24 protein-coding genes are annotated in these 24,201 nt (G+C 73.8%); 10 read left to right on the top strand and 14 right to left on the bottom strand.

The annotated features are described in order from the left end of the window. Positions 1-42: 42 nt before the first annotated feature. Positions 43-1,275: an MFS transporter gene (locus ACFVS6_RS09095; protein WP_389702031.1), complete on the bottom strand. Its 1,233-nt coding sequence runs from the start codon at positions 1,273-1,275 to the stop codon at positions 43-45. Positions 1,276-1,347: 72 nt separating this feature from the next. Between ACFVS6_RS09095 and ACFVS6_RS09090 the strand changes: the two genes are divergently transcribed. Further along, a complete protein-coding gene (locus tag ACFVS6_RS09090) occupies positions 1,348-2,103 on the top strand; it encodes a DeoR/GlpR family DNA-binding transcription regulator (RefSeq protein ID WP_389702029.1) in 756 nt (251 codons plus the stop codon). A gap of 4 nt (positions 2,104-2,107) precedes the next feature. Next, positions 2,108-2,707 (top strand): HAD family hydrolase, encoded by a 600-nt coding sequence (locus tag ACFVS6_RS09085; protein WP_389702027.1) that lies wholly within the window; start codon positions 2,108-2,110, stop codon positions 2,705-2,707. Positions 2,708-2,806: 99 nt separating this feature from the next. On the opposite strand, the gene ACFVS6_RS09080 is transcribed toward ACFVS6_RS09085, so the two are convergent. Then, positions 2,807-3,622: a class I SAM-dependent methyltransferase gene (locus tag ACFVS6_RS09080; protein WP_389702025.1), complete on the bottom strand. Its 816-nt coding sequence runs from the start codon at positions 3,620-3,622 to the stop codon at positions 2,807-2,809. 90 nt (positions 3,623-3,712) lie between these two features. Here ACFVS6_RS09080 and ACFVS6_RS09075 point away from each other — a divergent pair, with 90 nt between their 5' ends. Then, positions 3,713-4,834, top strand: a complete 1,122-nt coding sequence (locus ACFVS6_RS09075; RefSeq protein ID WP_389702024.1) for a sulfite oxidase — start codon at positions 3,713-3,715, stop codon at positions 4,832-4,834. Positions 4,835-4,862: 28 nt separating this feature from the next. Here ACFVS6_RS09075 and ACFVS6_RS09070 read toward each other — a convergent pair whose 3' ends face one another. After that, positions 4,863-5,591: an SOS response-associated peptidase gene (locus ACFVS6_RS09070; RefSeq protein ID WP_389702022.1), complete on the bottom strand. Its 729-nt coding sequence runs from the start codon at positions 5,589-5,591 to the stop codon at positions 4,863-4,865. A gap of 48 nt (positions 5,592-5,639) precedes the next feature. Continuing rightward, positions 5,640-6,089, bottom strand: a complete 450-nt coding sequence (locus ACFVS6_RS09065) for a GNAT family N-acetyltransferase (RefSeq protein WP_389702021.1) — start codon at positions 6,087-6,089, stop codon at positions 5,640-5,642. A 110-nt stretch (positions 6,090-6,199) separates the two neighbouring features. On the opposite strand from ACFVS6_RS09065, the gene ACFVS6_RS09060 reads away from it, so the two are divergent. The 5 genes from ACFVS6_RS09060 to ACFVS6_RS09040 all read left to right on the top strand — a co-directional run bounded on the left by ACFVS6_RS09060 (position 6,200) and on the right by ACFVS6_RS09040 (position 10,715). Then, a complete protein-coding gene (locus ACFVS6_RS09060) occupies positions 6,200-6,724 on the top strand; it encodes a DUF2199 domain-containing protein (protein WP_389702019.1) in 525 nt (174 codons plus the stop codon). Between the two features lie 25 nt (positions 6,725-6,749). After that, positions 6,750-7,232 (top strand): hypothetical protein, encoded by a 483-nt coding sequence (locus ACFVS6_RS09055; protein ID WP_389702017.1) that lies wholly within the window; start codon positions 6,750-6,752, stop codon positions 7,230-7,232. Positions 7,233-7,498: 266 nt separating this feature from the next. Then, positions 7,499-7,750, top strand: a complete 252-nt coding sequence (locus tag ACFVS6_RS09050) for a hypothetical protein (RefSeq protein WP_389702015.1) — start codon at positions 7,499-7,501, stop codon at positions 7,748-7,750. 219 nt (positions 7,751-7,969) lie between these two features. Further along, complete coding sequence (locus ACFVS6_RS09045; protein ID WP_389702013.1) at positions 7,970-8,470, top strand: hypothetical protein; 501 nt, start codon at positions 7,970-7,972, stop codon at positions 8,468-8,470. 172 nt (positions 8,471-8,642) lie between these two features. Further along, entirely contained in the window at positions 8,643-10,715 is a 2,073-nt protein-coding gene (locus tag ACFVS6_RS09040) for a SpoIIE family protein phosphatase (RefSeq protein ID WP_389702011.1), read from the top strand. A gap of 54 nt (positions 10,716-10,769) precedes the next feature. Here the strand turns inward: ACFVS6_RS09040 and ACFVS6_RS09035 are convergent, their stop codons facing one another. The 7 genes from ACFVS6_RS09035 to ACFVS6_RS09005 all read right to left on the bottom strand — a co-directional run bounded on the left by ACFVS6_RS09035 (position 10,770) and on the right by ACFVS6_RS09005 (position 17,704). Further along, a complete protein-coding gene (locus tag ACFVS6_RS09035) occupies positions 10,770-11,963 on the bottom strand; it encodes a PP2C family protein-serine/threonine phosphatase (RefSeq protein ID WP_389702009.1) in 1,194 nt (397 codons plus the stop codon). Between the two features lie 94 nt (positions 11,964-12,057). Then, positions 12,058-14,187 (bottom strand): prolyl oligopeptidase family protein, encoded by a 2,130-nt coding sequence (locus ACFVS6_RS09030; RefSeq protein ID WP_389702074.1) that lies wholly within the window; start codon positions 14,185-14,187, stop codon positions 12,058-12,060. After that, positions 14,184-14,453 carry a hypothetical protein gene (locus tag ACFVS6_RS09025; protein ID WP_389702072.1) on the bottom strand — a complete coding sequence of 90 codons (270 nt, stop codon included), beginning with the start codon at positions 14,451-14,453 and terminating at the stop codon, positions 14,184-14,186. Before ACFVS6_RS09025 ends, ACFVS6_RS09030 begins: the two co-directional genes overlap by 4 nt. Before the next feature lie 88 nt (positions 14,454-14,541). Beyond that, complete coding sequence (locus ACFVS6_RS09020) at positions 14,542-15,453, bottom strand: aldo/keto reductase (protein WP_389702007.1); 912 nt, start codon at positions 15,451-15,453, stop codon at positions 14,542-14,544. A 66-nt stretch (positions 15,454-15,519) separates the two neighbouring features. Continuing rightward, complete coding sequence (locus ACFVS6_RS09015) at positions 15,520-16,437, bottom strand: ABC transporter permease subunit (protein WP_389702006.1); 918 nt, start codon at positions 16,435-16,437, stop codon at positions 15,520-15,522. Further along, entirely contained in the window at positions 16,434-17,321 is an 888-nt protein-coding gene (locus tag ACFVS6_RS09010; protein ID WP_389702005.1) for an ABC transporter ATP-binding protein, read from the bottom strand. Before ACFVS6_RS09010 ends, ACFVS6_RS09015 begins: the two co-directional genes overlap by 4 nt. Next, positions 17,318-17,704: a GntR family transcriptional regulator gene (locus ACFVS6_RS09005; RefSeq protein WP_385578848.1), complete on the bottom strand. Its 387-nt coding sequence runs from the start codon at positions 17,702-17,704 to the stop codon at positions 17,318-17,320. The genes ACFVS6_RS09010 and ACFVS6_RS09005 overlap by 4 nt, the downstream gene beginning before the upstream one ends. 133 nt (positions 17,705-17,837) lie before the next feature. Here ACFVS6_RS09005 and ACFVS6_RS09000 point away from each other — a divergent pair, with 133 nt between their 5' ends. Further along, positions 17,838-18,431, top strand: coding sequence for a TetR/AcrR family transcriptional regulator (locus ACFVS6_RS09000; protein ID WP_389702004.1), 594 nt, complete (start codon positions 17,838-17,840; stop codon positions 18,429-18,431). Positions 18,432-18,469: 38 nt separating this feature from the next. Next, positions 18,470-19,825, top strand: coding sequence for an MFS transporter (locus ACFVS6_RS08995; RefSeq protein WP_389702071.1), 1,356 nt, complete (start codon positions 18,470-18,472; stop codon positions 19,823-19,825). On the opposite strand, the gene ACFVS6_RS08990 is transcribed toward ACFVS6_RS08995, so the two are convergent. From ACFVS6_RS08990 to ACFVS6_RS08980, 3 genes are all read right to left on the bottom strand, one after another. After that, on the bottom strand, positions 19,815-21,467 hold the full coding sequence (locus ACFVS6_RS08990) for a discoidin domain-containing protein (RefSeq protein WP_389702069.1): 1,653 nt from the start codon (positions 21,465-21,467) through the stop codon (positions 19,815-19,817). The genes ACFVS6_RS08995 and ACFVS6_RS08990 overlap by 11 nt on opposite strands. Continuing rightward, a complete protein-coding gene (locus tag ACFVS6_RS08985) occupies positions 21,443-23,071 on the bottom strand; it encodes a TIM-barrel domain-containing protein (protein WP_389702002.1) in 1,629 nt (542 codons plus the stop codon). The genes ACFVS6_RS08990 and ACFVS6_RS08985 overlap by 25 nt, the downstream gene beginning before the upstream one ends. Positions 23,072-23,266: 195 nt before the next feature. Beyond that, a complete protein-coding gene (locus ACFVS6_RS08980) occupies positions 23,267-24,043 on the bottom strand; it encodes a class I SAM-dependent methyltransferase (protein ID WP_389702000.1) in 777 nt (258 codons plus the stop codon). Positions 24,044-24,201: the final 158 nt, after the last annotated feature.

The following is a 24,201-nucleotide window of genomic DNA, read 5'->3' as shown; positions in this document are numbered from 1 at the left end:
CGCCTCGCGCACCCGCGGCCGTCCGACCGTGCGGCCGGCCCGTCAGCCACACGAACGATCAATGCCGGGCTCCGGCAACGGCTCCCGCGCGGCGGGCGTCCGGCCGGCAGCGGGGCGCGGCCCGTGGAGGGTCCGGGCCGCGAGGGCGGCGACGGCGCACAGGAGCACGGGGAGCAGCAGGGCCAGGTCGAGGGAGACGAGGTGGGCGAGGGGACCGATCACGGCGGGCCCGGCGAGCATGCCCAGGTAGCCGAGGCCGGCGATGCGGGCGACGTTGGCGCCGGCGCGGTCCGGTTCCGCGTGTCCGGCCGCGCTGAAGAGCTGCGGGACGGTGCCGGCGAGGCCGGCTCCGAAGAGGGTCCAGCCGACCAGGGCGGGCACGACCGCGGGGGCGGCGACGGCCAGGGCCAGCCCGGCGGCGGCGAGGGCGCAGCCGTACCGCAGGACGGCGGCGGGTCCGACCCGTGCGGTCAGCCGGTCGGTGAGGAGGCGGCCGACGGTCATGGCGGTCGCGAAGGCGGCGTAGGCGAGGGCGGCGGTGGCGGCGGGAGCGCCGAGGGCGTCCCGCAGGTGCAGGGCGCTCCAGTCGTTGGCCACCCCCTCGCACAGCATGAGCATGAAGGCGAGGGCCGCCAGCAGTCCGATCCGCGGGGCCGTGCCGCTCCCTGCCGGGGCGGCGGGTTCCGGGCCCGCGGCGGTCCCGGTGCGTCCGGCGGGTGTCGGGGGGAGCAGGGCGCGGGCGGCGAGGAGGGCGACGGCGATGCCGCCGATGGCGGTGGTGACCAGCGCGGCGGTGACGCCGACGCCGCGGGCCAGTGCCACGGCTCCGGCCAGGGCGGCGAGGACGCCGCCGATGGAGAAGACGGCGTGGAAGGCGGACATGACGGGCCTGCCGTACGCGCGCTCCACCTGGACGGCGTGGGTGTTCATGCCGACGTCGAGGCAGCCGTTGCCGAAGCCGAGCACGAACAGGGCCGCGCCCAGGGTCGGGGCGTCGTGGGCCAACGCCGGTAGGACCAGGGCGGCGCTGCAGAGTGCGGCGCCGGCGGGTACGGCCGTCCTGGCACCGAACCGGTCGGTGAGCGGGCCGGCCAGCCGCATTCCGGCGAAGGCCCCGCCGCCGAGGACCAGGAGGAGCCAGCCGAGAGTCGCGTGCCCGACGCCGGTGCCCGCTTCCACGGCGGGGATGTGGACGATCCACATGCCCATGACGAAGCCGTTCAGGGCGAAGTAGACGAAGGTGGCCGCTCTGCCGCGACGCAACGCTGTATCCATGCAATCGAACATAACAAACATGATTAATGTTCGATAGTTGCCTTTCAAACATTGATACTGTTCACTTCAGGTATGAGCGCAGACCGCCTGAGGCAGATCACCGACGCCGTGCGCGACCACGGCAGCCGAAGCGTCGCGGAGCTCGCGGAGCTCACCGGCGCCTCCGGGATGACCATCCGTCGCGACCTCGAATCACTGTCCGAACAAGGGGTGTTGGAGCGGTACCGCGGCGGGGCGCGGAGCCTGCTGCTGCGCGGGGAGGAGATCCCGTTCGCGCTGCGCGCCCAGGACGGCATCGAGGTCAAGCGGCGCATCGCCGCCGAGGTCGCGGCGCTGATCGCGGACGGGGAGTCCGTCGTCCTGGACAGCGGCACCACCTGCCTGGAGGTGGCCGGCGCGCTGCACGACCGCCGGCTGACCGTCGTACCCCTGTCCCTGCACGCCGCCAACACCCTCGCCGACGCGCCCCGGTTGACGCTGCTGCTGCCGGGCGGCGCACCCCGCAGGGGCGAGCTCGCCCTGACCGGACCGCTCACCGAGGCCTCCCTGGCCGCGCTGCGCTTCGACACCGCCGTCATCGGCTGCTGCGGTCTGACCGCGGCCGACGGCCTCACCGCCCACGACCTCGCCGACGCCGCCGTCAAACGGGCCGCCATCGCCTCGTCCCGCCGGGTCATCGCCGTCGCGGAAGGGGCGAAGCTGTCCCGCACGGCTCTCGCGCACGTCCTGCCCGCCGGGGCACTGCACGCCGTCGTGACCGACGGGACGGCGCCCGAGGACGCGGTGGACGCGCTGACCGCCGCGGGCGTCACCGTACGGAAGGTGTGACCAGGTGTCCTCGACCCTGCTCTTCGACCTCTTCGGGGTCATCGCCCGCCACCAGTCCCCGGAGGGCCGGGAGCGCCTCACGCGAACGGCGGGAGCGGCCCCGGATCCCTTCTGGGAGGCCTATTGGGCGCTGCGCCCCGACTACGACCGCGGTGACGTCGACGGCCCCGGCTACTGGAGCCGGGTGGCCGACGCGCTCGGCATCCGGTTCGGCGCGGGGACGACCGCCCGGCTCGTCGAGGAGGACGTCGCGAGCTGGAGCCTCGTGGACGACCGGATGGTGGACCTGATCGGCGAACTCGCCTCCGCGGGGCGGCGCATCGCGCTGCTGTCCAACATCCCCGAGGAACTCGCCGTCCACTACGAACGGCACCAGCCCTGGTTGGCGCGGTTCGAGGTACGGGCCTTCTCCTGCCGCATCGGCCACGCCAAGCCCGAACCGGAGGCCTACCGGTGGTGCCTGTCGGCGCTCGGCACCGAACCGGACGACGTCCTCTTCGTGGACGACCGGCAGGAGAACGTCGACGCCGCCCGGGCCCTCGGCATGCGCGGCCACCTCTTCACGGGCGCCGACGCGCTCCTCGCCGCTCCGGCCATGCGCTGACCCCTCCCTGCGCCGGCCCGGCCCCGCACCGACCCGGGCCGGCCGCCCGCGGGCGAGGAACCGGTCCTGGAGCCCGCGGGCCGGGACCGGGAAGAGGCCTCAGCGCCTGCGGGCGAGGAAGAGGTCGCCGAACTCCACCAGACCGATGCCGCCGTGCGCGTCCAGCACCCGGGCGGTGTCGGCGAGCAGTTCCTCCCGGTGTGCCGGTGGCAGCACCCGGTAGCAGGACAGCGATGCCAGGTGGCCCAGGTAGCGGGCGGTGTCGTAGTCGCGGTCGGCGCGGAAGCGGGTCGAGCCCAGGTCGGTGAACCGTCCGTCGCGTCGGCACTGCGCGTCGGGCCAGTCCGGCGGCCCGGCCCAGTGCCCGGCCTCGTCGCCGTACGACGAGGCCAGGGTCGCGTGCGGGGCCTGCGTCATCCCGTGGCGGGCGTCGACCTCCGCGAGCGCGGCGTGCAGTCCCCGGTCGCGCACCCCCAGCGGGTTCCAGAACAGGGCGACGGCCCCGCCCGGTTCGAGGGCGTCGTGGACGAGGTCCCAACGCCGCTCCGGGTCCACCCAGTGCCAGGACGTGGCGGCGAGGACCAACCCGAAGCGGCGGCCCCGCCGCTGCCACTGCTCGAAGGCGCCCTCCTCGACCCGGACCGCCGGCAGACGCGCGGTGTTGCGCCTCAGGACCGCCGCCATGCGCGGGTCGGGCTCGACGCACACCAAAGCGGCGCCCGCCTCGGCGAACGGCACCGTCGCCTTCCCGGTCCCCGCACCGATCTCCAGCGCCGCTCCGCCGTCCAGGGCCGCGTACTCCAGCACCTGGGCGACCAGGTCGTCCGCGTAGCCCGGACGGGAGGCGTCGTACAGCTCGGCGGCCTCCCCGAACACCTGGGCGCGCGCCCGGTCGATCCCTGATCCCGCGCTCATGCGACTCCCCTCGCGGCCCGTCCCGGACCGCAACACTATGGCTTCGGCGACGAGGTGGCCGAACCTTTTCGGGAGCGCGACGATGGAGGGATGGAGGCCTCCCTCAGCGATGTCAGCACCCCGGGGCGGATCGCGGACGACGGGGAGGACATCAGCGCGCAGGAGCTCGCGTTGGCCGCCCGCAACCACGGGCTCCCGCTGGAGGCTCTGCGCTACGACGTCACCCCGGCCGGGCTGCACTACGTACTGGTGCACTACGACATACCGCCGGCGGACACGGACACGTGGCGGTTGTCCGTGGGCGGGCTGGTGCGCACGCCCCTGGAGCTGGACCCGGCGGCGCTCCGCGCCCTGCCGGCGGTCACGCACCGGGTCACGATGGAGTGCGCGGGCAACGGCAGGGCGCGGCTCTCACCGCGGCCCGTGAGCCAGCCGTGGCTGGTCGAGGCGGTGGGCACCGCCGACTGGACGGGCGTGCCGCTGCGGACGGTGCTCGCCGAGGCCGGCGTACTGCCGGAGGCCGTCGAAGCCGTCTTCACGGGCGCCGACCACGGGGTCGAGCGGGGCGTCGAGCAGGACTACCGGCGCAGCCTGTCGCTGCGGACGGCCACCGGCGAGGACCCGCCCGTGCTGATCGCCCACACGATGAACGGCGACCCCCTGCCGCCGCAGCACGGGTACCCGCTGCGGCTGGTCGTGCCGGGCTGGTACGGCATGGCGCACGTGAAGTGGCTGCGGGACATCACCCTGACCGACGTTCCGTTCACCGGCTTCCAGCAGAGCGTCGCCTACCGCTACCGGCAGGCCGGCGACCTCCCCGACGACCCGGGCGTACCGGTCACCCGGATCCTGCCGAGGGCCCTGATGGTGCCGCCGGGCTTCCCCGACTTCATGTCACGGGTCCGCGTCGTGCGGCCGGGTCCGGTGCGGTTGGAGGGGCGCGCCTGGTCGGGCGCCGGACCCGTCGTACGGGTCGAGGTGAGCGCCGACGGGGGCGCCTCCTGGACACGGGCCCGGCTGGCGGACCGGGAGCCGGGCGGGTGGGGCTGGCAGGCGTGGCACTGCGACTGGACGGCCACGCCCGGCGCCCACACCCTCACGGCCCGCGCCACCGACGTCGAAGGGCGCGCCCAGCCACTGGAACAGCCCTGGAACCGCGGCGGGTTCGGCAACAACCTGGTCCAGCACGTGCCGGTGCTGTGCTGCCGCTGAGAGTCCGGGGGAGCCGGCGCGGGCGGTCCTACGCGTCGACCAGCAGCTCGGGGCCGTTGTTGCGGACGTTGTTCACGGCGGTGGACACCGCGCGTACGTCCAGCCTGCCGCCGGAGGGGGTCGCGAGGAGCGCGCGCAGGGCGTGCGGGTCCTGGTGGGCGGGGTCGAGCCAGGTGTCGAAGTCGGCGGGGGCGAGGGCCAGCGGCATGCGGGGGTGGACGCGGCCGGCGGCGTCCGTGGCCTCGGTGGTGATGACGGTGCAGGTCGCCCACCAGGCGGCCGGGTCGTCCGCGTCGGCGACCGCGGGGTCGCGCCAGAACTCGTACAGGCCGGCCATCGCCATGACACCGCCGTCCTCGGGACGGATGAAGTACGGCTGCTTGTACGCCTTGGCCCCGTCGGTGGCCGCGACGGGCTGCCATTCGTAGAAGCCGTCGGCGGGCAACAGGCATCGGCGCTTGGCGAACGCCCGCCGGTAGGCGGGCTTCTCCTCGACCGTCTCGACCCTGGCGTTGATCATCCTGGCGCCGCCGGTCGGCGCCTTCGACCAGGACGGCACCAGCCCCCAGCGCAGCGGGCGCAGCTGCCGCTCCAGTACGCCGCTCTCCCGGTCCGCGCGCTCCAGGACCGCCCACACCGGGTCGGTCGGGGCGACGTTCCAGCTGGGCGGGACCACCGGGTCGGCATCCCGTCGGGTGACCCCGAAGAGGTCGGTCAGGTCCTCGGGGCTGCGGGTGGAGACGTATCGGCCGCACATGCCCCCAGCCTGCCACGGCCGGCGCCCCCGGGCCGGGCGGTCGGGCCGTCAGGTCGTGCGGAAGTGCAGTTCGGGGCGTGCCCAGGTGACCGTGGGCGGAGCCGCGGGCACCGTCCCGGTCCGCTCCGCGCCCAGCCGCCGGTAGAACGCCTCGGAGGGCGGATGGGACACGACGCGCACCCGCCCCGCCCCCGCCGCCCGGGCCCGCACGAGCATGTGGTCGATCAGCAGCCTGCCGATGCCGAGCCCCTGCGCCTCGTCGGTCACGAACGCGAGGTCCAGCTCGGCCGGTTCGAGGACGAGGGAGTAGAAGCCGAGTATCCGGTCGTCCGCGTCGACGGCTGCGAACACCTCGTGCCGGGCGGTGTATTCGGCCGTGACGCGGTGGTCGACGACCATCGCGGCGTACTCGCCCCGGTAGGCGCCGGAGGACCGGACCACGGCGGTGAGCCGGTCGGCGTCGTGCGCGGTGGCACGCCTGACGATCACGTTCTGCATCGATCGAGTATAGGATCAACGGGCCCGATCAACCATTACCATGCCGACCTCGACCCCGACCGGGACGGATGATTCCCCGGCGGGCGGAGCCGATCACTAGGCTCCACCCCATGACCAGTGACCTCGGATTCATCTGTGCCCGCTGCGGCGCGCACCACCCCGAGCTGCCGATGAACTACACGGCGGACGCCCCGGCCGTGTGGAGGGCGGAGTTCGCGGACTCGGAAGGCTGCCTGCTCTCCTCGGACCAGTGCGTGATCCACGCGCGGCACCACTTCGTCAAGGGCGTCATCGAGATACCCGTCATCGGCAGTGACACCGTGTTCTCCTGGGGCGTCTGGGTCTCCCTGAGCCCGGAGAACTTCTCCCGCGCGGCAGACCTCTGGCAGACGCCCGGCCGCGAGGCCGAGAATCCGTACTTCGGGTGGCTCACCACCGAACTGCGGCTCTATCCGGGGACGACCCTCAACCTGAAGACCCACGTGCACACCCGCCCGGTCGGGGAACGGCCGTTCGTCGAACTGGAACGCACCGACCATCCCCTCGCCGTCGAGCAACGGACGGGAATCACCATGGACCGCGTGCGCGAGATCGCCGCGGCCCTCCTCCACCCGACCGGCGAGGGCCGGCGGTGACCCTCGACCGCCGGCGAGCCGCCGCGTGAACCGTCACGAACCGGCGGCGGAGGACCAGGCCGACGAACCGGCCGAGCACCTGCGCTTCGCGACGTACCTCCGCGCGCTGGAGAGGGTCGGCGAGGCCGACGAGGTCGACCTGATCGTCGAGGTCCTCACCGACCCGGACCGGGCCATGGCCCGGTCCGCCGTCCTGCGGCACCTGGACCGCCGGGCCACCGACCTCCACACCGGACCCGGCTACGCGACATGGGCCGCTCCGATCACCGCGGCCATCGCCTGCGATCCCTTTCTGACCGGGCGGCTGCGGGAGTGGTCCCTCCTGCGTGCCGTCGCTTCGAGCCGACCCTGGTCGCGGCAGGCCCTGCTCGACGCCTCCGACTGGTTGCAGCTCCAAGCCGCCGGTACGGCGAACGCCGGGGCCGTCGAGCTCCTCGCCGAGCACGGTCGCACGAAGCGGATCCGCACCACCGCCCGGGCCGGCCTCAAGCGGCACGGGACGCGCTGAGAGGGAGACGCGACGTCGGTCGCGGCCCCGCGACCGACCACCGACGAACGACGAACGCGACCGGTCCCGTACGGGACCGGTCGACCAGGAACGAGGAGTTGGGCAGGGTGCTGGTCATCGAGCTGCGGCGGAGGCATTCGACCTCCCGAACCGGCCGAAGGGCGGGGCCGCGCCCCGGGCCCGTCTCTCGGATCCTGCCGGTCCGACGGCCGCGGCGTGCGGCCCGCCCGGATGCGGGAGTGCGGGCTCGGCGCGAGGGTGGAGGGATGGAGCACGCCCCGATCGTCGTACACCGCGTCTCAGCGTCCGGGGGCCGTCGGGTGAGCCTGCGGACCCCGGAGGGGGAGGCCGTCCTCGGTGTCGCGCACGAGGACCGCGACGTGATCGAGTTCCTGCGCCGCGCGGAGGTGCCCGACCCGGACGACCTCGTGCTCGGCGGGAACCGCACCCTGCTGGAGTGGCAGGGCGATCCCCCGCACGTGTACGAGGCCGAGCCGATCGCCTCCGACCTGCCCTGACCCCTGCCCGCGCGGCCACCCTTCGCCGTTCACGTCCCTGCCCCGCCCCGCCCCGGGCGGCATTTCCGCACGGCCCGCCCCGGCTGCCGAAATCCGGCCAATGACTGTTGTGCTCATGACATCTCAAGACCCCTGTGGGAATCTCCGTGGCGCACGAGCTCCGCACTCCGCACCGGCCTCGCACCACACCCCCACAAGGACGTGTCAAGGAGGAGCGACATGAAGCACCTCGCGAAACTCGCCGTGACGATGGTGGCCGTCGCGGCCACGGTCGGCGCCGCCACGACCGCCGCGGCGTCCGGCGGCGCCGCCGATCGCAAGGTCGACGGCGTCATCGTCGTCGCGGGCAACACCTGTACGTGGACCAACGCGAGCACCAGCGCCGAACCGCCCGCCGCCCTCACCGTCGACCGCGCCACCATCAACAAGCCCGGCGGCAACCTCGCCTGCGACGGCGGCATCAAGGCCTCCCTCAACAACAACCCGGCGTTCACCTTCGACGACGCCGCCGCGACCGCCCGGGCCGACCTCATCGACATCACCGGGCAGGCGAGCTTCATCACCTGCCGCTACAGGGCGACGAACATCGTCTGGGACCGCGACGGCGCCACCCGGAAGTACGTGAACCAGCCGTTCACCGCCACCAAGGCCTCGGGCAGCTTCCTGTGCCCGGGATCCGTCGCCACCCCGGCCGGCGGCGCCTCCATGCTGTTCCGCTGACCGCTCCCGTTCCCGGGCGGACCCCGCCCCCTCGCCCGGGAACGGGCCCGGTGCGCCCACCGGATCCCCACACCCGCACCGCCCCGGAACACCCCGCCCGCCACGACCGGCTCGCAGGCCGGCGCACGGGGCCGCAGCATGGAGGCAGACGCCCTGGACGAGGAGGCCGGACATGGCCGAGGAGGACTCCCCTCAGCCTGCCGCCGGCCCCCTCGTGGGGGCGGCGACAGCCGGAGGCTTGCTCGACGTCCTCGGCGTGGCATCCGTGGTCCTGGACGACCAGGGCCGGATCCGACTGTGGAGCCCCCAGGCCGAGACCCTCTTCGGGTACACCGCCGACGAAGCCCTGGGACGGTTCGCGGCGCAGCTGCTGGTCGAGGAGGGTCGGCGCGACGAGGTGCTGGCCCTGTTCGCGCACGTGATGACCGGCGAGGGCGCCTGGGCCGGATCGTTCCCGATACGGCACCGGGACGGCCGGGACGTGCTCGTGGAGTTCCGCAACATGCGGCTGGAGGCCGACAACGGCCGGCGGTACGCGCTCGGCCTGGCCTCCGAGCAGGCCACCCTGCGGCGCGTCGAGCGCGACCTCGCCCTTTCGCTGCGTCTGGTCGACCAGTCCCCCATCGGCCTGGCCGTCTTCGACACGAACCTGCGCTACGTGCTGATCAACCCCGCCCTGGAGCGGATCAACAACGTGCCGGCGGACCAGCACCTGGGCCGGCGGATCGGGGAGGTCCTGCCCTTCCTCGGGGCGACGACCATCGAGGCGCGGATGCGCAGCGTCATGGAGACCGGCGTTCCGATCCTCGACGAGTTCACCACCGGTCGGCTGCCGGGCAGCACGGGCGACGAGCACGCCTGGCTGGTGTCGATCTACCGGCTCGACGACCAGGCCTCCCGGACCATCGGGGTGGCCGTGTCGGTCGTCGACGTCACCGAACAGCACCGCACGGCCGTGTCGGCCGCGCACGCCCGGCGCCGGCTGTCCCTGATCGCGGACGCCTCCGTCCGCATCGGCACCACCCTCGACCTGGACATCACCGCCCGGGAACTGGCCGACGTCGTCGTCCCGGAGGTCGCCGACATCGCAGCCGTCGACGTCCTCGACACGATCCTGACGGGCACCCGTCCCGGCGAGGCGCTGCGGGACGGATCCGTACGGTTCCGCGCGCTGGCGCTGAAGTCCGGCTACCGCAATCCGGCCGAGGACGCCGCCGACCCCGTCGGGGAGGTGACGTTGTACGGTCCCGGCCGGTTGGTGACGCGCTGCGTCCGTACCGGCCGGCCGGTGCTGGTGCCGCGGGTGCTCCCGGCGGACCTGCCGCGCATCGCCCGCAACGAGGAGGCCGCCCGGCTGCTGGGCGCGTCGGGGCTGCACTCCTACCTGGCGGTGCCGCTGATCGCCCGCGGGCAGGTCCTCGGCGCCCTCGACCTGAAGCGGGCCCGCAACCCGGTGCCCTTCGGTCAGGACGACGTCCTGCTCGCCTCCGAACTCGCCGCGCACGCCGCCGTGTCCATCGACAACGCCCGCTGGTACCAGCGCGAGCGGCACACGGCCCTCGCCCTCCAGCGCCATCTGCTGCCGCAGGACCCCCGCACCGCCCCGGGCCTGGAGATCGCCTACCGCTACCAGCCGGCGGGCGCGGCTGACGAGACCGGCGGCGACTGGTTCGACGTCGTCCCGCTCCCCGGGGACCGGACCGCCCTGGTCGTCGGCGACGTGATGGGCAGCGGCATCAACGCCGCCGCCACCATGGGGCAGCTGCGGGCCACCGCCCGCGCGCTGGCCCGCCTCGGGCTGGATCCCGGGACGGTCCTCACGCACCTCGACGCGGCGACCGCCGACCTCGGTGAGGCGATGGCCACCTGCGTGTACGGCGTCTACGATCCGCACACCCGGCAGTGCCACATCTCGACGGCCGGGCACCTGCCGCCCGTGCACCTGCGCCCCGGGCGCCATCCGCAGCTGCTGCGCCTGCGGACGGCGGTGCCGCTGGGGGTGGGCGGCGTCCCCTTCCACACCACGAGCGTGACCCTCGGTCCCGGTGACGAGCTGGTCCTCTACACGGACGGCCTGGTCGAGACCCGCGACCAGGACATCGACACCCGGCTGCTGACCCTGACCGACCTGCTGGCGGGCCCGCACCGCCCGCTGGAGGACACCTGCGACCTGCTGCTGTCGGCCCTGCGCCGCCCCGACACCCACGACGACGTCGCCCTCCTGATCGCCCGCGCCCTGCCGTAGGCCGGCGGCCGTGCGGTCAGCCGTGCGGCGAGCGTTCGCTCGGGCGGCGCGCGTTCAGCCGTGCGGGGTGCGGGCCCTGACGCGGGCGGCGAGGACGGCGACGTCGTCCTCCGCGTGTCGCGCGTCCAGTCCGGCGACGACGGCGTCGGCGACCTCGGCCACTCCCCCGCCGGCCGGGATCCGCAGGGCCGTGAGGCGGTCCAGGGAGGTGTCGATGTCCTCCCCGCGCCGCTCGACGAGCCCGTCCGTGTAGAGCAGCAGGGTGTCCTCCTCGCCGAGCGGGTGGGCCACGGACTCGTACCCGCCGAGGCCGGTTCCGAGTGGCGGTCCCACCGGGACGTCGACCAGCCTGCCGGTTCCGTCCGCCGCGAACAGCGCCGGCGGCAGGTGCCCGGCGCTGGCGTAGACGGCCGTGCCGCGCGCCGGGTCGACGCGTACGAGGAGGCAGGTCGCGGGGCGGCGGGCCTCGTCCTCGGCGACGAGGGAGTCGAGCTGGCGCAGCACCCGGTGCGGGGCCAGGTCGGTGGAGGCGACCTCGCGGAGGGTGGAGCGGTAGGCGTTCATGTCGACGGCGGCGTCGAGGCCGTGCCCCATGACGTCGCCGACCACGAGCAGGGTCCGGCCGAAGTGCAGCCGTACGGTCTCGAACCAGTCGCCGCCGACGAGGGCGCTCGTCCCGACGGGCAGGTAGCGGCCGGCGACGAGGAGGTTGGGGTGCGGCCGGCCCGGGTCGGCGACGAGGGCCCGTTGGAGGTTCAGGGCGACGCTCTCGGTGGCGGCGAGGCGCCGCGCGTGGCGGACGTGGACGGCGGCGACCCGGGCGGCGAAGTGCAGCGCGGCGGCGTCGGCGTCGGTGAACCCCGTCCCGGAACGCACGGCCAGCAGGGTCCCGTACGAGGTCCCGTGCCGGGCGAGCGCGACGGACAGGCCGTGCACCGGGGCGCGGCCGGGGCGCAGGGTCCAGCTGCGCATCGGGTGGCCCCCGTCGACGGCCCGGACCTCGGGCCGCACGGCGCGCAGGGGTGCGCGCAGCAGGTGGGCGGCCCCGGCGACGGCGACGCGTTCGGTGGCGCCGTCGACGGTCAGGTCGACGGCGGCCGCGTCGCCCAGGGTGCGGAAGACGAACGCGGCCAGTTCGCGGCAGGTGGTGCGTTCGTCGTCGGTGGTGCCGATCGCGTCGAGGGCATCGGTGGGGGCGGGCGGGACGTGGGGCCGGGGGCGCGGGTGGGCGCCGTCGCGTTCCGACACTGTGCCTCCGCCCGTCGGGCGGCCCCGTGCGGGCCGCCGGTCCGCCCATTCCACCAGCCGCGACGGCGGACGGGCCGGGCAGCGCGCCGGGGTTTCAGCGCCCGGGCGTGAGGCGTTCCCAGAGGAAGGTGTGCACGAGGGCTTCGTTGAAGGCGGTCTGCGCGTGGTCGGTGGCGCCGGCGTGGCCGCCGCCGAGGTGTTCGTGGAACAGCACGGGGTGGCCGTGTTCGCGCAGCCGGGCGGCCATCTTCCGGGCGTGTCCGGGGTGGACTCGGTCGTCGCGGGTGGAGGTGAGCAGGAGGAGCGGCGGGTACGGGGGGCCGTCGGTGCGGATCCGGTGGTACGGGGAGATCCGCTCCAGGTGGGGCCGGTCGGCGGGGTCGTCGGGATTCCCGTACTCGGCGGTCCAGCTGGCCCCGGCGAGGAGCTTGTGGAAGCGGAGCATGTCCAGGAGCGGTACGTGGGCGACGACGGCCGCGAACAGCTCGGGGTCGCGGGTGAGGAGGGCGCCCATCAGCAGGCCGCCGTTGCTGCCGCCCTCGATGCCCAGTTGGGCGGGGGTGGTGATGCCGCGGGCGGTGAGGTCGCGGGCGACGGCGGCGAAGTCCTCGAAGGCGCGGACGCGGTGCGCGCCGAGGGCGGCCTGGTGCCAGGCCGGCCCGTACTCGCCGCCGCCGCGGATGCCGGCGACGACGTAGGTGCCGCCGCGCGTGAGCCAGGTCCGGCCGGTGACGGCGCTGTAGTGCGGGGCGAGGGAGATCTCGAAGCCGCCGTAGCCGTAGAGGAGGGTGGGGCCGGGGCCGGGACGGTCCTCGGGGCCGATGACGAAGTACGGCACCTGCGTGCCGTCATCGGAGGTGGCGAAGTAGCGGCTGACGGCGAGGCCCGCGGTGTCGAAGAGGGCCGGGCCGCGCTTGACGCTCTCGCCGCCGTCGCGGGCGCCGGCGGTGCCGCGGTGGAGGGTGGAGGGCTGCAGGTAGCCAGAGACGTTCAGGAAGTACTCGTCTCCGACGTCCGGGTCGGTGCACACGACGGACGCCGTGGACAGCGGTGGCACGCCGGCGAGGGGTTCGCGCCGCCAGCCGTCGGGGCCCGGGGTGAGGAGCTCCATGCGGGAGGAGACGTCGGCACGGATGCCGAGGATGAGGTGGTTGCGGGTCCAGCTGAAGTCGGCGAGGGCGGTGCGCTCGTCGGGGGTGAACAGGGCGGCGGGCTCGCGGGCGCCGGCGAGGTAGGCGTCGAAGTCGAACGCCAGGAGACTGCCGGGGGCGTGCCCGAGCCAGGTGGACCGGGTGCTGACCAGGAGCCACTGCCGGTGGACGGAGGCGTGCGCGTCGTCGGGTACGTCGATCCTGATCGGCGGGGCGTCGGCCTCCCGCGGCAGGAGGAACGTCCGCTGGTTCCAGAAGTCGATCTGCCGGTGGACGAAGTCCCTTTCGAAGCCCGGGGTGTCGTCGTGCCAGCCGGCGGCGGAGAGGTCGGTCGGCTCGCCCGTGAAGACGCGTTCTGCCTGGTCGAGGGGGGTGCCGCGGCGCCAGCGGCGGGCTTGGAGCGGGTATCCCGACGGGGACATCGAGCCGGGGCCGAAGTCGGTGCCGATCCAGACGTGGTCGTGGTCGATCCAGCCGATCCGGGTCTTGGCCTCGGCGACCTCGAAGCCGCCTTCGACGAACCGCTTCGTCTCCAGGTCGAATTCGCGCACCACGTTGGCGTCCGCCCCGTCGCGCGAGAGCAGGATCAGCGCGTGCCGGTGGTCGGGGGCCAGGACGCGGCTGCCCGCCCAGGACCACTTCTCGCCCTCGGTGTCGGCGAGCGCGTCGAGGTCCAGGACCGTTTCCCAGGCCGGGCTGTCGGTGCGGTACTCCTCCAGGGTGGTGCGCCGCCAGATCCCGCGGACGTGGTCGGCGTCCTGCCAGAAGTTGTAGAGGTGGCGGCCGCGGCGGACCGGGTACGGGATCCGGCCGTCGTCGTCGAGGACCTCGCGCACCTCCTGCTCCAGCGGCTTGAAGCCGGCGGAGGTGGTCAGCGCGGCCACGGTCTCGGCGTTGCGGTCGCGGACCCAGTCGAGGGCCGCTTCGCCTGCCACGTCCTCCAGCCAGAGGTACGGGTCGTTGGGGGCTTCTTCGCTCATCCGCCGATTGTGCCGCAGGCCCGACCGAACGACCGGCGCTCCCGGCCCGGGCCGGCCGGGTTCCGGCCGGCTCGGGCCCGGACGGGTCCTCAGTCGTCGAGGAGTCCGAATCCCTCCGGGAACTCCTCCAGGAACTCGCGGCGGACCGGGTCCACCTCGGCCTCGGCCATGGCGCCGAGCAGGTCGCCCAGTTCGCCGCGCTGTTCGGCCGACAGTTCGCCCACGAGTTGGGCCACGCCCTCCAGGACCTTGACGGCGTCGTCCGTGTCCATGGACTCCTCCTCGCTGTCCTCGACGAAGCGGAGTACGTCGACCAGGGCCTCGGCCAAGGCATGGGTCAGCGACGGGTACACGGGCATGAGGGTGATCTCCCAGCAGGTTCACGACAATAGAGCCCGCTCATCCCACCACGGACCACCGACACCCCGTGCCCCGGGGCCGGGTTGCTCAGGCGTCCCGGTGGTGGAGGCCCTCCAGCAGGGCCAGTTCGGACTCGGTCAGGCGCAGGGCGCCGGCGGCGACATTGGCGGTGAGGTGGTCCGGGTTGCCGGTGCCCGGAATGGCCAGCACGTGGGGGCCCCGGTGCAGGGTCCAGGCCAGGCGGACCTGGGCCGCGCTCGCGTCGTGCGCCCGCGCGACGGTGAGGACCTCCTCGCTCTCGGCGCCGCTCGCGCCGCCCTCGCGTCCGGTGGTGGCGATCGAGTAGAACGGCACGAACGCGATGCCCTGCTCGCCGCAGAACCGTACGAACTCGTCCTGGTCGGGTCGCATGCCGATGCCGTACGGGTTCTGCACGCAGACCACCGGGGCGATGGCCCGGGCTTCGGCGAGCTGTTCGGGGGTGACGTTGGAGACGCCGAGGTGCCGGATGAGTCCGGCCTGGCGGAGGTCGGCGAGGACGCCGAAGCGTTCGGCGATGGAGTCGGTGCCGAGGATGCGCAGGTTGACGACGTCGAGGTGGTCCCGGCCGAGTTGGCGCAGGTTCTCCTCGACCTGGCCGCGCAGTTGCGCGGGGCCGGCGTGGGCGGTCCACTCGCCGGACTGGTCGCGGCCGGGTCCGACCTTGGTGGCGATGACCAGGTCGTCGGGGTAGGGGCCGCCCAGGGCGCTGTTGATCAGTTCGTTGGCGGAGCGCAGCGGCGAGAAGTAGAACGTGGCGGTGTCGATGTGGTTGACGCCGAGTTCGATCGCCTTGCGCAGGACGCCGATGGCGCGGTCGCGGTCCCCCGATACCGCGTCGGCGCGCAGGGCGGCGCCGTTCTGGGGCAGGCGCATCGCGCCGAAGCCGATGCGGTTGATCTCCAGGTCGCCGAGCTTCCAGGTCCCCGAAGCCGCTGCGTTGATCGTTTCTGTGGTCATGCCGGGGATGATCGCCCATCGGGCGGGCCGCCGCCAATGAAAATGGGCGGCGGCCCGGTGGGGTGCTCAGCCCCGGCGGGCGCGCAGGACGCGGAAGGCGGTGTGGAGCGCGAGGGCGGCCAGGGCCAGGACGGTCGCCGTTTCGATGAGTTGGGTCAGCCAGTAGTGCGCGTACGGGTGGTAGTCGGCGTAGCGGCCGGTGACCTGGAGGTCCGGGGCGCAGGCGCCGAACTCGTCGGACGGGGTGGCGCATCCCCAACTCGGCAGGCGCTCGCCCGTGCCCTTGAGGAGACCGGATTCCATCATGAACGCGGAGCGGGGCACTTCCAGTTCCGGGTGCCCGGTGAGCGGTGCGGTGATGGTCACCGGGGTGAGGACGGACCAGCGCAGGAATCCGAACACCACGAGCACCAGGCCGGTGACGGTGCCCGCAACGAGCAGGGCGGGCAGGGTGCGTCGGATCCACTGCCCGACGACGGCTCCGACGCCGACGCCGAGCAGGCAGTACGCGACGACGACCGGTCCGGTCGCCTCGTAGGTGCCGCGGTCGGCCCAGGAGAGTTGGTAGGAGCCGGACACCGGGGCCCAGCCGAGGCGGTAGATCCCGATCATGAGGGCGGCGCAGGTCGCCGACACCACCGCGGCGACGACGATCTTGGAGGTGAGCCAGGCCCTCGGCGTCGTCGACTGGGTCAGGGCGAGCCGGTACGTCCCGCTCTCCGTCTCCCGGGCCAGCATCGGGCCGGCGACGTACGCGGCGACCAGGACCGGCAGGATCAGCATGCCGCGTCCGGCGCCTTCCAGGGCGGAGCGCAGCGCGTCGTACCAGATGTTCGGTTCCAGGGTGCGCTTCGGCGTGGCCGCCACGCGCAGGGCGACGGTGATGACGAGGCTCGCGGCGACCGCGGCCGGCAGGGCCCACAGCGCGCGCCGGTGCTGGCGGACCGTGACCCAGTGGGGGCCCTTCAGGGTCAGGACGCTCATCCCCGCACCGCCTCGGCGCCGGAGGGCTGGAGCACGAGGGCCGGGGCGTCGGGGGCGCGGAGATGCGCGAGCAAGAGTTCCTCCAGGGTCGGGTGCGCCGCGTGCCAGGTGCCGGTGTCGACCGGGCCCCCCGGCCGTACGAGGGTGATGAGTTGCCGGCCGGTGGTGCGGGATTCGACGACGGTGTGCGCGGCGAGTTCGTCGGCGGCCGTGGCGGGGCCGGTGAGCAGGGTGTGGGCCGTGATGACGTCCTCGATGGGACCGGAGAGGCGGATCCGGCCGCCGTCGACGAGGAGCAGGTGGTCGCAGGCCCCTTCGAGCTCGGTGAGGATGTGCGAGGACATCACCACGGAGGTGCCGTTCTCGGCGGCGTCGCCCATGAGGATGCCCATGAGCTGTTGCCGGGCGAGCGGGTCGAGGTCGGCCATCGGTTCGTCGAGCAGGAGCAGCGAGGGCCGTTTGGCCAGGGCGAGCGCGAGGGCGACGCGGGTGCGCTGGCCTCCGGAGAGGGTCCGTACGCGGGCGTCCTCGCGCAGTCCGCCGGCTTCGACGATGCGTGTCGCCTTCGCGGAGTCCCAGTGGCCGGGGTTGAGTTCGTGGCCCATGCGCAGGGTCTCGCCGATGGTCAGCTGCGGGTACAGGGGCTTGTCCTGGGCCACGTACGCCAGCGATTCGCGGGAGGCCGAGGTGTGGACGGTGCCCTCGGTGGGGCGTCCCAGGCCCGCCAGGAGCGTGAGGAGGGAGGACTTGCCCGCACCGTTGGGGCCCACGAGTGCGCAGACCCGGCCGGCGGGCAGCCGGAAGGAGCAGTCGCGCAGGGCCCAGGCCCCCTTGCGCCCGTAGCGCAGGCCCAGTCCTTCCGCCTCGATCGCCATGTCGTTCACGCGTCGTCCCCCTTGAAGTGTTCGTCGAGTGCCGCGGTGAAGAGGGCGGCCACGTCGTCCCGCGCGAGGCCCGCCTCGCCGGCGCGGCGCGCCCAGTCGGCCAGTTCCTCCCACAGGGGCGAACCGGCGGGCGCGGCGCCGAGGGTCCGGCGGACGAAGGTGCCCATGCCGCGTCGTGCTTCGACGAGGCCCTCGCGTTCCAGTTCCCGGTAGGCCTTGAGGACCGTGTTCGGGTTGATGGCGGTCGCCTCGACGACCTCGCGTGCGGTGGGCAGTTTGTCGCCGGGTTCCAACAGGCCGAGGCGCAGGGCCTGTTTGGTCTGCTGGACGATCTGCAGGTACGTGGCCATGCCGCTGCGCCGGTCGATGCGGTACTCCAGCACGCCCCCACCACCACCCTTTCACTAATTAAGTAGTGAAAGGGTGGTGGAAGCGGGGTCCGGATGTCAACCTTCCGTTTTTCAAGGGCGAGTTCCGGAAGTAGACAGTGTCTACGCCGGCTGGTAGACAGAGCCCATGGAACCCGGAAGCCCGCTGCGCGAGCGGTTGATCGACGTCGGAGTGGAACTCGTCACGACCGAGGGGAGCGGAGCCCTGGGACTGCGGGAGATCGCCCGGCGCGCCGGCGTCTCGCACGGCGCGCCGCGCCGGTACTTCCCCACCCACCGGGCCCTGTTGTCGGCCATCGCCCGGCGCGGGTTCGCCGACCTCGGGGCTCGGTTCGCGGCCGGGGACACCGGGGCCCGCACCCCGCGGGAACAGGTGCGGGCGCTCGCGACGGCGTACGTCGGCTACGCGCTGGAGCACCACGGCATGTTCGAGTTGATGTTCCGTCACGACCTGCTGGACAGCGCCGGGGAGCCCGGCGACGGGCCGCGACTGCGGGAGTCGACCCTGCCGCTGTTCGCCCTGCTCGTCTCGCTGGTCTCCCGGTGCGGGGCGCGGGAGCCGGAGGTGAGCGCGGCCGCGCTGTGGGCCAACCTCCACGGGGTGGTCGGGTTGTGGGCGACGGGCAGCCTGCCGCTCGTCCTCGACGGCGGCCCGGAGACCGGCGTCGAGCGGCTCGTCGCCGCCGCCCTGGACGCCCACCTCGGACCGGAGCCCGCGTGAGGCCCGGGCTCGCGCTGCTGGTCGGTGTGGCGGCGGCGATGCTCGTCGCCCTCGACGGCACCGTCCTGATCGTGGTGCAGCCCGCGCTGCGGCAGGACCTCGGGGCGAGCGCGGCCCAGGTGCAGTGGACGAGCACCGCCTACCTGCTCGCCGTCGCCGCCTTCCTCGTGATCGCCGGCCGGCTGGGCGACCGGTACGGGCACGTCCGGCTGCTGCTCACCGGCGTACTGGGCTTCGGCGCGGCATCGGCGGGGATCGCGCTCGCCCCCGACGTCGGCTGGGTCATCGCCCTGCGGGCCGTCCAGGGTCTGTTCGGCGCCCTGTTGCAGCCCGCCACCCTCGCGCTGCTGCGGCTCACCCACCCGCCTGAGCGGCTCGGCAAGCCGGTCGCGATCCGGACCGCCGCGATCGGGCTGGCCGCGGCGGCGGGGCCGCTGCTCGGCGGCATCGTCGTGGCGGAGTTCGGGTGGCGGGCGGTGTTCCTGGTCAACGTGCCCGTCGCCGTGGTCATCGCCGGCGCGGCGACGGCCGTACGGGTCCCCCCGGCACCGGAAGCGCCCCGCGCCCCGATGGGCGTGGCCGGGCCCGCACTGCTCGCGGTGGCCGTAGCGGCGGCGGTGCACGCGCTGGCCGGCGCCGCGGAGCACGGTTGGACGGCCCCGGCAACGCTGCTGGGCTTCGGCTCGGCGGCCGGACTCGGGACGCTGTTCGTGCGCCACGAGCGGCGCGGCCCGCGGCCGTTGGTACCGCCCGCCGTGGCCCGCGCCAGACCGGTGGCGGCTTCGATGGCGCTGCTGTCGGCCGTCTCGGCGGGAATGTTCGGCGCGCTGTTCACGGCGACGTTCCTGTTGCAGGACGTACGGGGGCTGGACCCGCTGGAGACGGGGCTGCGGGTGCTCCCGATGACGGCGCTGATGATCGCCGGGGCCCCGCCGGCGGCCCTCGCGCTGCGCCGGCTGGGGCCGCGGCGGACCGCTCTGGCGGGGACGGTACTCGTGGTGGCCGGGATCGCGGGGCTGGGGTCGGGCGGGCCGGTGGCGTTCGCGCTGCTGGGAGCCGGGTTCACGGCGGTGATGGTCACCGCCACCGCCTCGGTCGTCGGTGACGCCCCGCCCGGGTACGCGGGGGTCGTCGGCGGGCTGAAGCAGACCGCGATGAACGTCGGCCCGGCCCTGGGCATCGCGGTCGCGGCGGGTACGGGAGCGGGCGCCGCCGGCCCGGTCGCGGCGGGCGCGGCCGGTCGGACGCTCGCCGTGCTCGCCGCGCTCGCCGCGACCGGTCTTGTGGCGGCGGCGTTGCTGCCGGGCCGTGACGGCGCGGTGGTGGGCGGGCGCGGGGCGCGGTCCGGCGTGGGGGGCCGGGCCGAACCCCGCGCACGACGGGTCAGGGGGTGAGGGTCCAGCGCTGGGCCGCGCCGCCCGTGCAGGCTGCCCGGGTGAGCCGCGTCCCGTCGGCGGTGCCCGAACCGGCCGGGGTGAGGCACCGGTCGGCGTTGCGGAGACTGCCGTCCGGGGCGGTCCGCCAGTTCTGACCGGGGCTGCCGTCGCAGGCCCGGACGGTGACCCGGGTCGGGTCGGCGCCGTCGAGACAGACGCCGGCGAGTCCGGTGAGGCGGCCGTCGGAACGCAACGACCAGCGCTGGTTCGGGCCGCCGTGGCAGGAGTACAGGGTGGGTTCGGTGCCGGGGGCGGTGGCGCCGTGCGGGAGGTCCGCGCACCGTGCGGAGGCCGCGTTGACGAGGGTGACGTCGGCCGGGAGCGGTGCGGGTCGGCCCGTCGGAGTGAGTTCGGCGACGCTGGTCCAGGGGCCGCGGCCACCGGCCTCGGTCAGGGCCCGGAGGCGGAGGTAGCGGCCGGTCCGGGGCGCGAGGGTGATGTTCTGGACGCCCGCGCCGTCGGCGAGGGTGCCGGTGGCGGCCGGGGCGCCCCAGTCCGTGGTGGAGTCCGACACGTGGACCTCGTAGCCGCCGATCCGACCGTTGACGCCGCCGTCCTGGCGGGGCAGGACGCCCAGCCCGTCGACGGTGTGACGGGCTCCGAGGTCGGGGACGATCTCGTGCGGCAGCCCGGCCGGGGCGCCGCCGGACCAGGCGGTGTGCCAGTGGGTGGAGGCGTTCCCGTCGAAGGCGTTGCGTGCGGCGCCGTTCTCGGCACCGGTCTCCTGGCTGTCGGCGGAGACCAGGCTCCACTGCGTCGGGTCCAGGGGCGGCGAGCCGGCCGGGACGGGTTCGGCCGCCGGGACGGCCACCCCGGAGGCGGTGACGGTGAACGCCCCCGATTTCGTACCGGTCTTGACCCACAGGACGCCCGAGCGGTCGGCCGGGTCGAAGAACCAACCCGTCGCGGCGGCGTCGTAGGCGCTCCGGTCGGCGAGGCGGGGCGACGGGGCGCCGTCCACGGTGAGGGCGGTGGGGGCGGAGGCCACGTGCAGGTTGAACTCGTAGCCGCGCGAGGCGGGCTTGCCCGTGTACTCGCCGGTCGGCGCTCCGACGGCGACGGTGACCGTCCCGGATCCCGCCGTGGGGGCGGTGACGTCCACGCGCTGGCGGGCGAAGGCCCCCGATTCGTGGGCCCGGGTCAGGCCGTCGTCCTCGTAGAGGCTGAAGGTGGAGGACCCGCGCGGATGGATGTCGTAGGTGAGGGTGGAGACGGGTTTCTCGCCCGTGTGGTTCATCTGCGGCCACATCGGGACGACCGCTCCGCCCTTCACGAAGAGCGGCAGGGTGTCGAGGGGGGCGCGGTAGCCGTTCAACCATCCCGGTCCGGCGTACGTCCTACCGCTCCAGTAGTCCGTCCAGGTGCCGGCGGGCAGGTAGATGCCGTCGCGCACCGAGGTGTCGGAGACGACGGGGGCGACGAGGAAGGAGTCGCCCGCCATGAACTGGCCGCTGGTGGCGTTCCCGCGGGCCACCGGGTCGTCGGGGTGTTCCAGGACCAGGGCGCGGGTGCTGGGCACTCCGCTCTCGTGCGCGACGCGGCTCATCGTGTAGAGGTAGGGCATCAGCCGCATCTTCAGCTGGAGGTACTTGCGGTTGATGGACAGGTACGGCTCGGCGAACCGCCAGGGCTGCTTGTCCTGGTAGCCGGCCGACGGGCCGGTGGCGCCCCAACCGACATGGTCATGAACGCCGGGGTGAAGGCCTTCCACTGGAGGTCGCGGACGTACGTCTTCGGGCTGCCCCCGAAGATCCCGTCGACGTCGCCGGCTGCGTGGTTGAGGGCGGAGAGGCCGGCTCCGGCGATGGCGGGGACGTGCCAGCGCATGTCGTCCCAGGTCCCGTGGGTGTCGCCGGTCCAGACGACGGCGTTGCGCTGGGTTCCCGCCCAACCGTCCACGGTCCAGACGTAGCGGCGGGCGTCGGAGTTCCTCTCGATGCCCTCGACGGCCTGCCGGACCCCGTCGAAGGCGTACTTGTAACCGCTGCCGATCCATGCGACGTCCGTCTTGACCCCGCGACCACCGGTCTTCCCGACCTCGTCGGCGATGGAACCGAGGCCGGTGGAGGTCCACAGGCCCGTCCGGAACCCCTTGGCCGCGAGGGCGTCCACGGTGGACTTCAGGGGCGCGGTGTAGCCGCAGCCGTAACCGTCGTTGGGCAGGAACCAGCCCGAGGGCATGTCGGCGGCGCGGGCGTCGGTCGCGTACCCGATGACGTCGGGGGTGGTTTGGTGCCTCGGTCGGTCGTGCCTGCCCTGGTATTCGGGGTTGGAGGCGTTGAAGCAGTCGGCGTTGCCGAGCTCGAAGCCCCACAGGGGTGCCATGAAGGGTTTGCCGCTGACGTCGGTGTACGCGTCGAGGACGGACTTGAGGGAGTTCCCGGTGAAGTACCAGGCGTCGAAGCGGTCCTCGTCGTGGGTGAGTGCGGTCGGCGAGTCGAAGGCGTACGAGCCGGGGGCCCAGGTGTTGCGCATGACGCCGTAGCCGTTGGTCGACATGTAGAAGGGCGCGGGGCTGGCGTTGTCGTTCTCGCGCCACCTGTTGTCCACGGCGACGGGGACGGTCTTGCCGCGCAGCGCCCATTCGCCCAGCCGCAGGCCGGTGCCGTAGAACTGCTCGTCGGCCCCCCGGGCCAGGTACTGGGTGGTCCTGCCGCCGCCCCAGGTGGTGGGCCTGGTCTCCTGCCAGACCGGGGTGGAGTCGTCGGCGCGGTAGACCGAGAACCGCAGGGGCGACTTCTCGACGCGGATGGACAGGGCCCCGGTGGTGATCCGGTAGTGCCCGCCCGCGTCGGTCCAGGCGGTGTCCACCGGCCCGAAGTCGGTGGTGGGTGCCAGGTCGGAGCCGGCCGGATCGTCGGTGAAGGAGCCGTCGGGCGAGATCCGGAGCCGGAAGATGTCGGCGCGGGCGACCGTCACCCGGGCCTTGGCCCCGCCGGACGTGCTGATGGTGAAGGTGTTGCCGGCCCGGGTGAACCCGGTGAGGTCCCCCGCCGTGACCGCCGGGGCGTTCACGGCCCCGGCCGGGTCGGTTCCCGCCGCGCGGGCGGTGGCCGGTCCGACGGCCGCGAGGCCCGCGACGGCGAGCGCGGCGGCCGGCAGGGCGGCCTTGAAGGGGGTCCGACGGCGGGCGGGACGGTCGGGTCGGGCGGTTCGGTGCGGGGGTGGGGGGTCGTGCCGGTCGCGCCTGGTGCTCGGTGTCATCGGGCAGCTCCTCGTGCGGTCCGGATCGCGGACACACCGCTTTGGCATGCTCCCGGCAACATAGCGGTCCGGCGGGGCCGCTTGAAGGAAGTTGCTCGAAATCGCCCTTCCCCGCGCAGATTTGAGCATCGAAGGGACGCGGACGAGGTCGCCCGCGCCGGGAAGCCGATGCGGCGGCCCCCCGGCGCGGGTCGGTCAGCCCGCCGTGATCCGGAGCTTGGATTGGCCGTGGCCGAGGCGCTCCCAGTCCTCCATGAAGCGGGCCCGCAGGCCGTGCTTGGCCGCGAGGTCCACGAGGGTCTGCGTCCGGTAGTAGAAGTCCTCGCGGAGGACCTGGTGTTCGACGCCTTCCGTACGGTCGAAGGTGAAGTCGAACCGGCCGCCCGGTGCCAGCACCCGTCCCACGTGGGCGAGGCACTCGTCGATGACGTGCAGCGGCGAGTGCGAGAAGACGCTGTGCGCGTGCACCACGTCGAAGTGGTGGTCGGGCAGGAAGTCCAGGGTCAGGTCCTGGGTGATGGTCAGGTGCGGCAGTTTGGCCTGGAGTCCGCGCCCCGTCAGGGTCTGCTTGGCGGCGATGAGGATGTCCGGCGATATGTCGATGCCGTAGTAGTGGCCGGTCTCCAGGTGCTCGATGAAGCGCCAACCGGCCCGCAGGTTGCCGCAACCGATGTCGAGCATCCGGTGACGGGGCTCCAGGCCGTGCTCGATCAGGTAGTCGAACTGCATCTTGCCGAGGGCCAACCACCGGTCGTGGCTCTGGCTGCCGACGGCCGCCTCCGGGTTGCGGCCGGTGTCGGACGCCATGACGGCACGGTAGTAGCCCACGTGGTCGGGGTGCTTGAAGCGCAGCCAGCCGTCCCGGGCGGCCCGCCGGACGTACGGCGCGATGCGGGTCGGGTTGCCCAGCGCGTAGCGGACCTTGTGTCCGACGCCGGCGCGGTTGGCGGTGAGGTTCTTCTTGGTGGCCATGAGGGGTCCCCCTGAGGTACGGAGAAGAGGTGCGGTGGTGTCTGCGGGCCGTGCGGCGGGTCGTCGGACCGCCCGACGGATCGGGCCGCTGCGGCGGGTCTGGCCGTACGGCGGGTCGGGCCCTACGGCGGGTCGGGCCGTACGACGGATCCGGGCCT

Origin of the sequence: Streptomyces sp. NPDC057939, assembly GCF_042887545.1 — a bacterium.
Lineage (GTDB): Bacteria > Actinomycetota > Actinomycetes > Streptomycetales > Streptomycetaceae > Streptomyces.
Note: the sequence above shows the minus strand (reverse complement) of the source record. Positions and strands in the feature narration are given on the sequence as shown.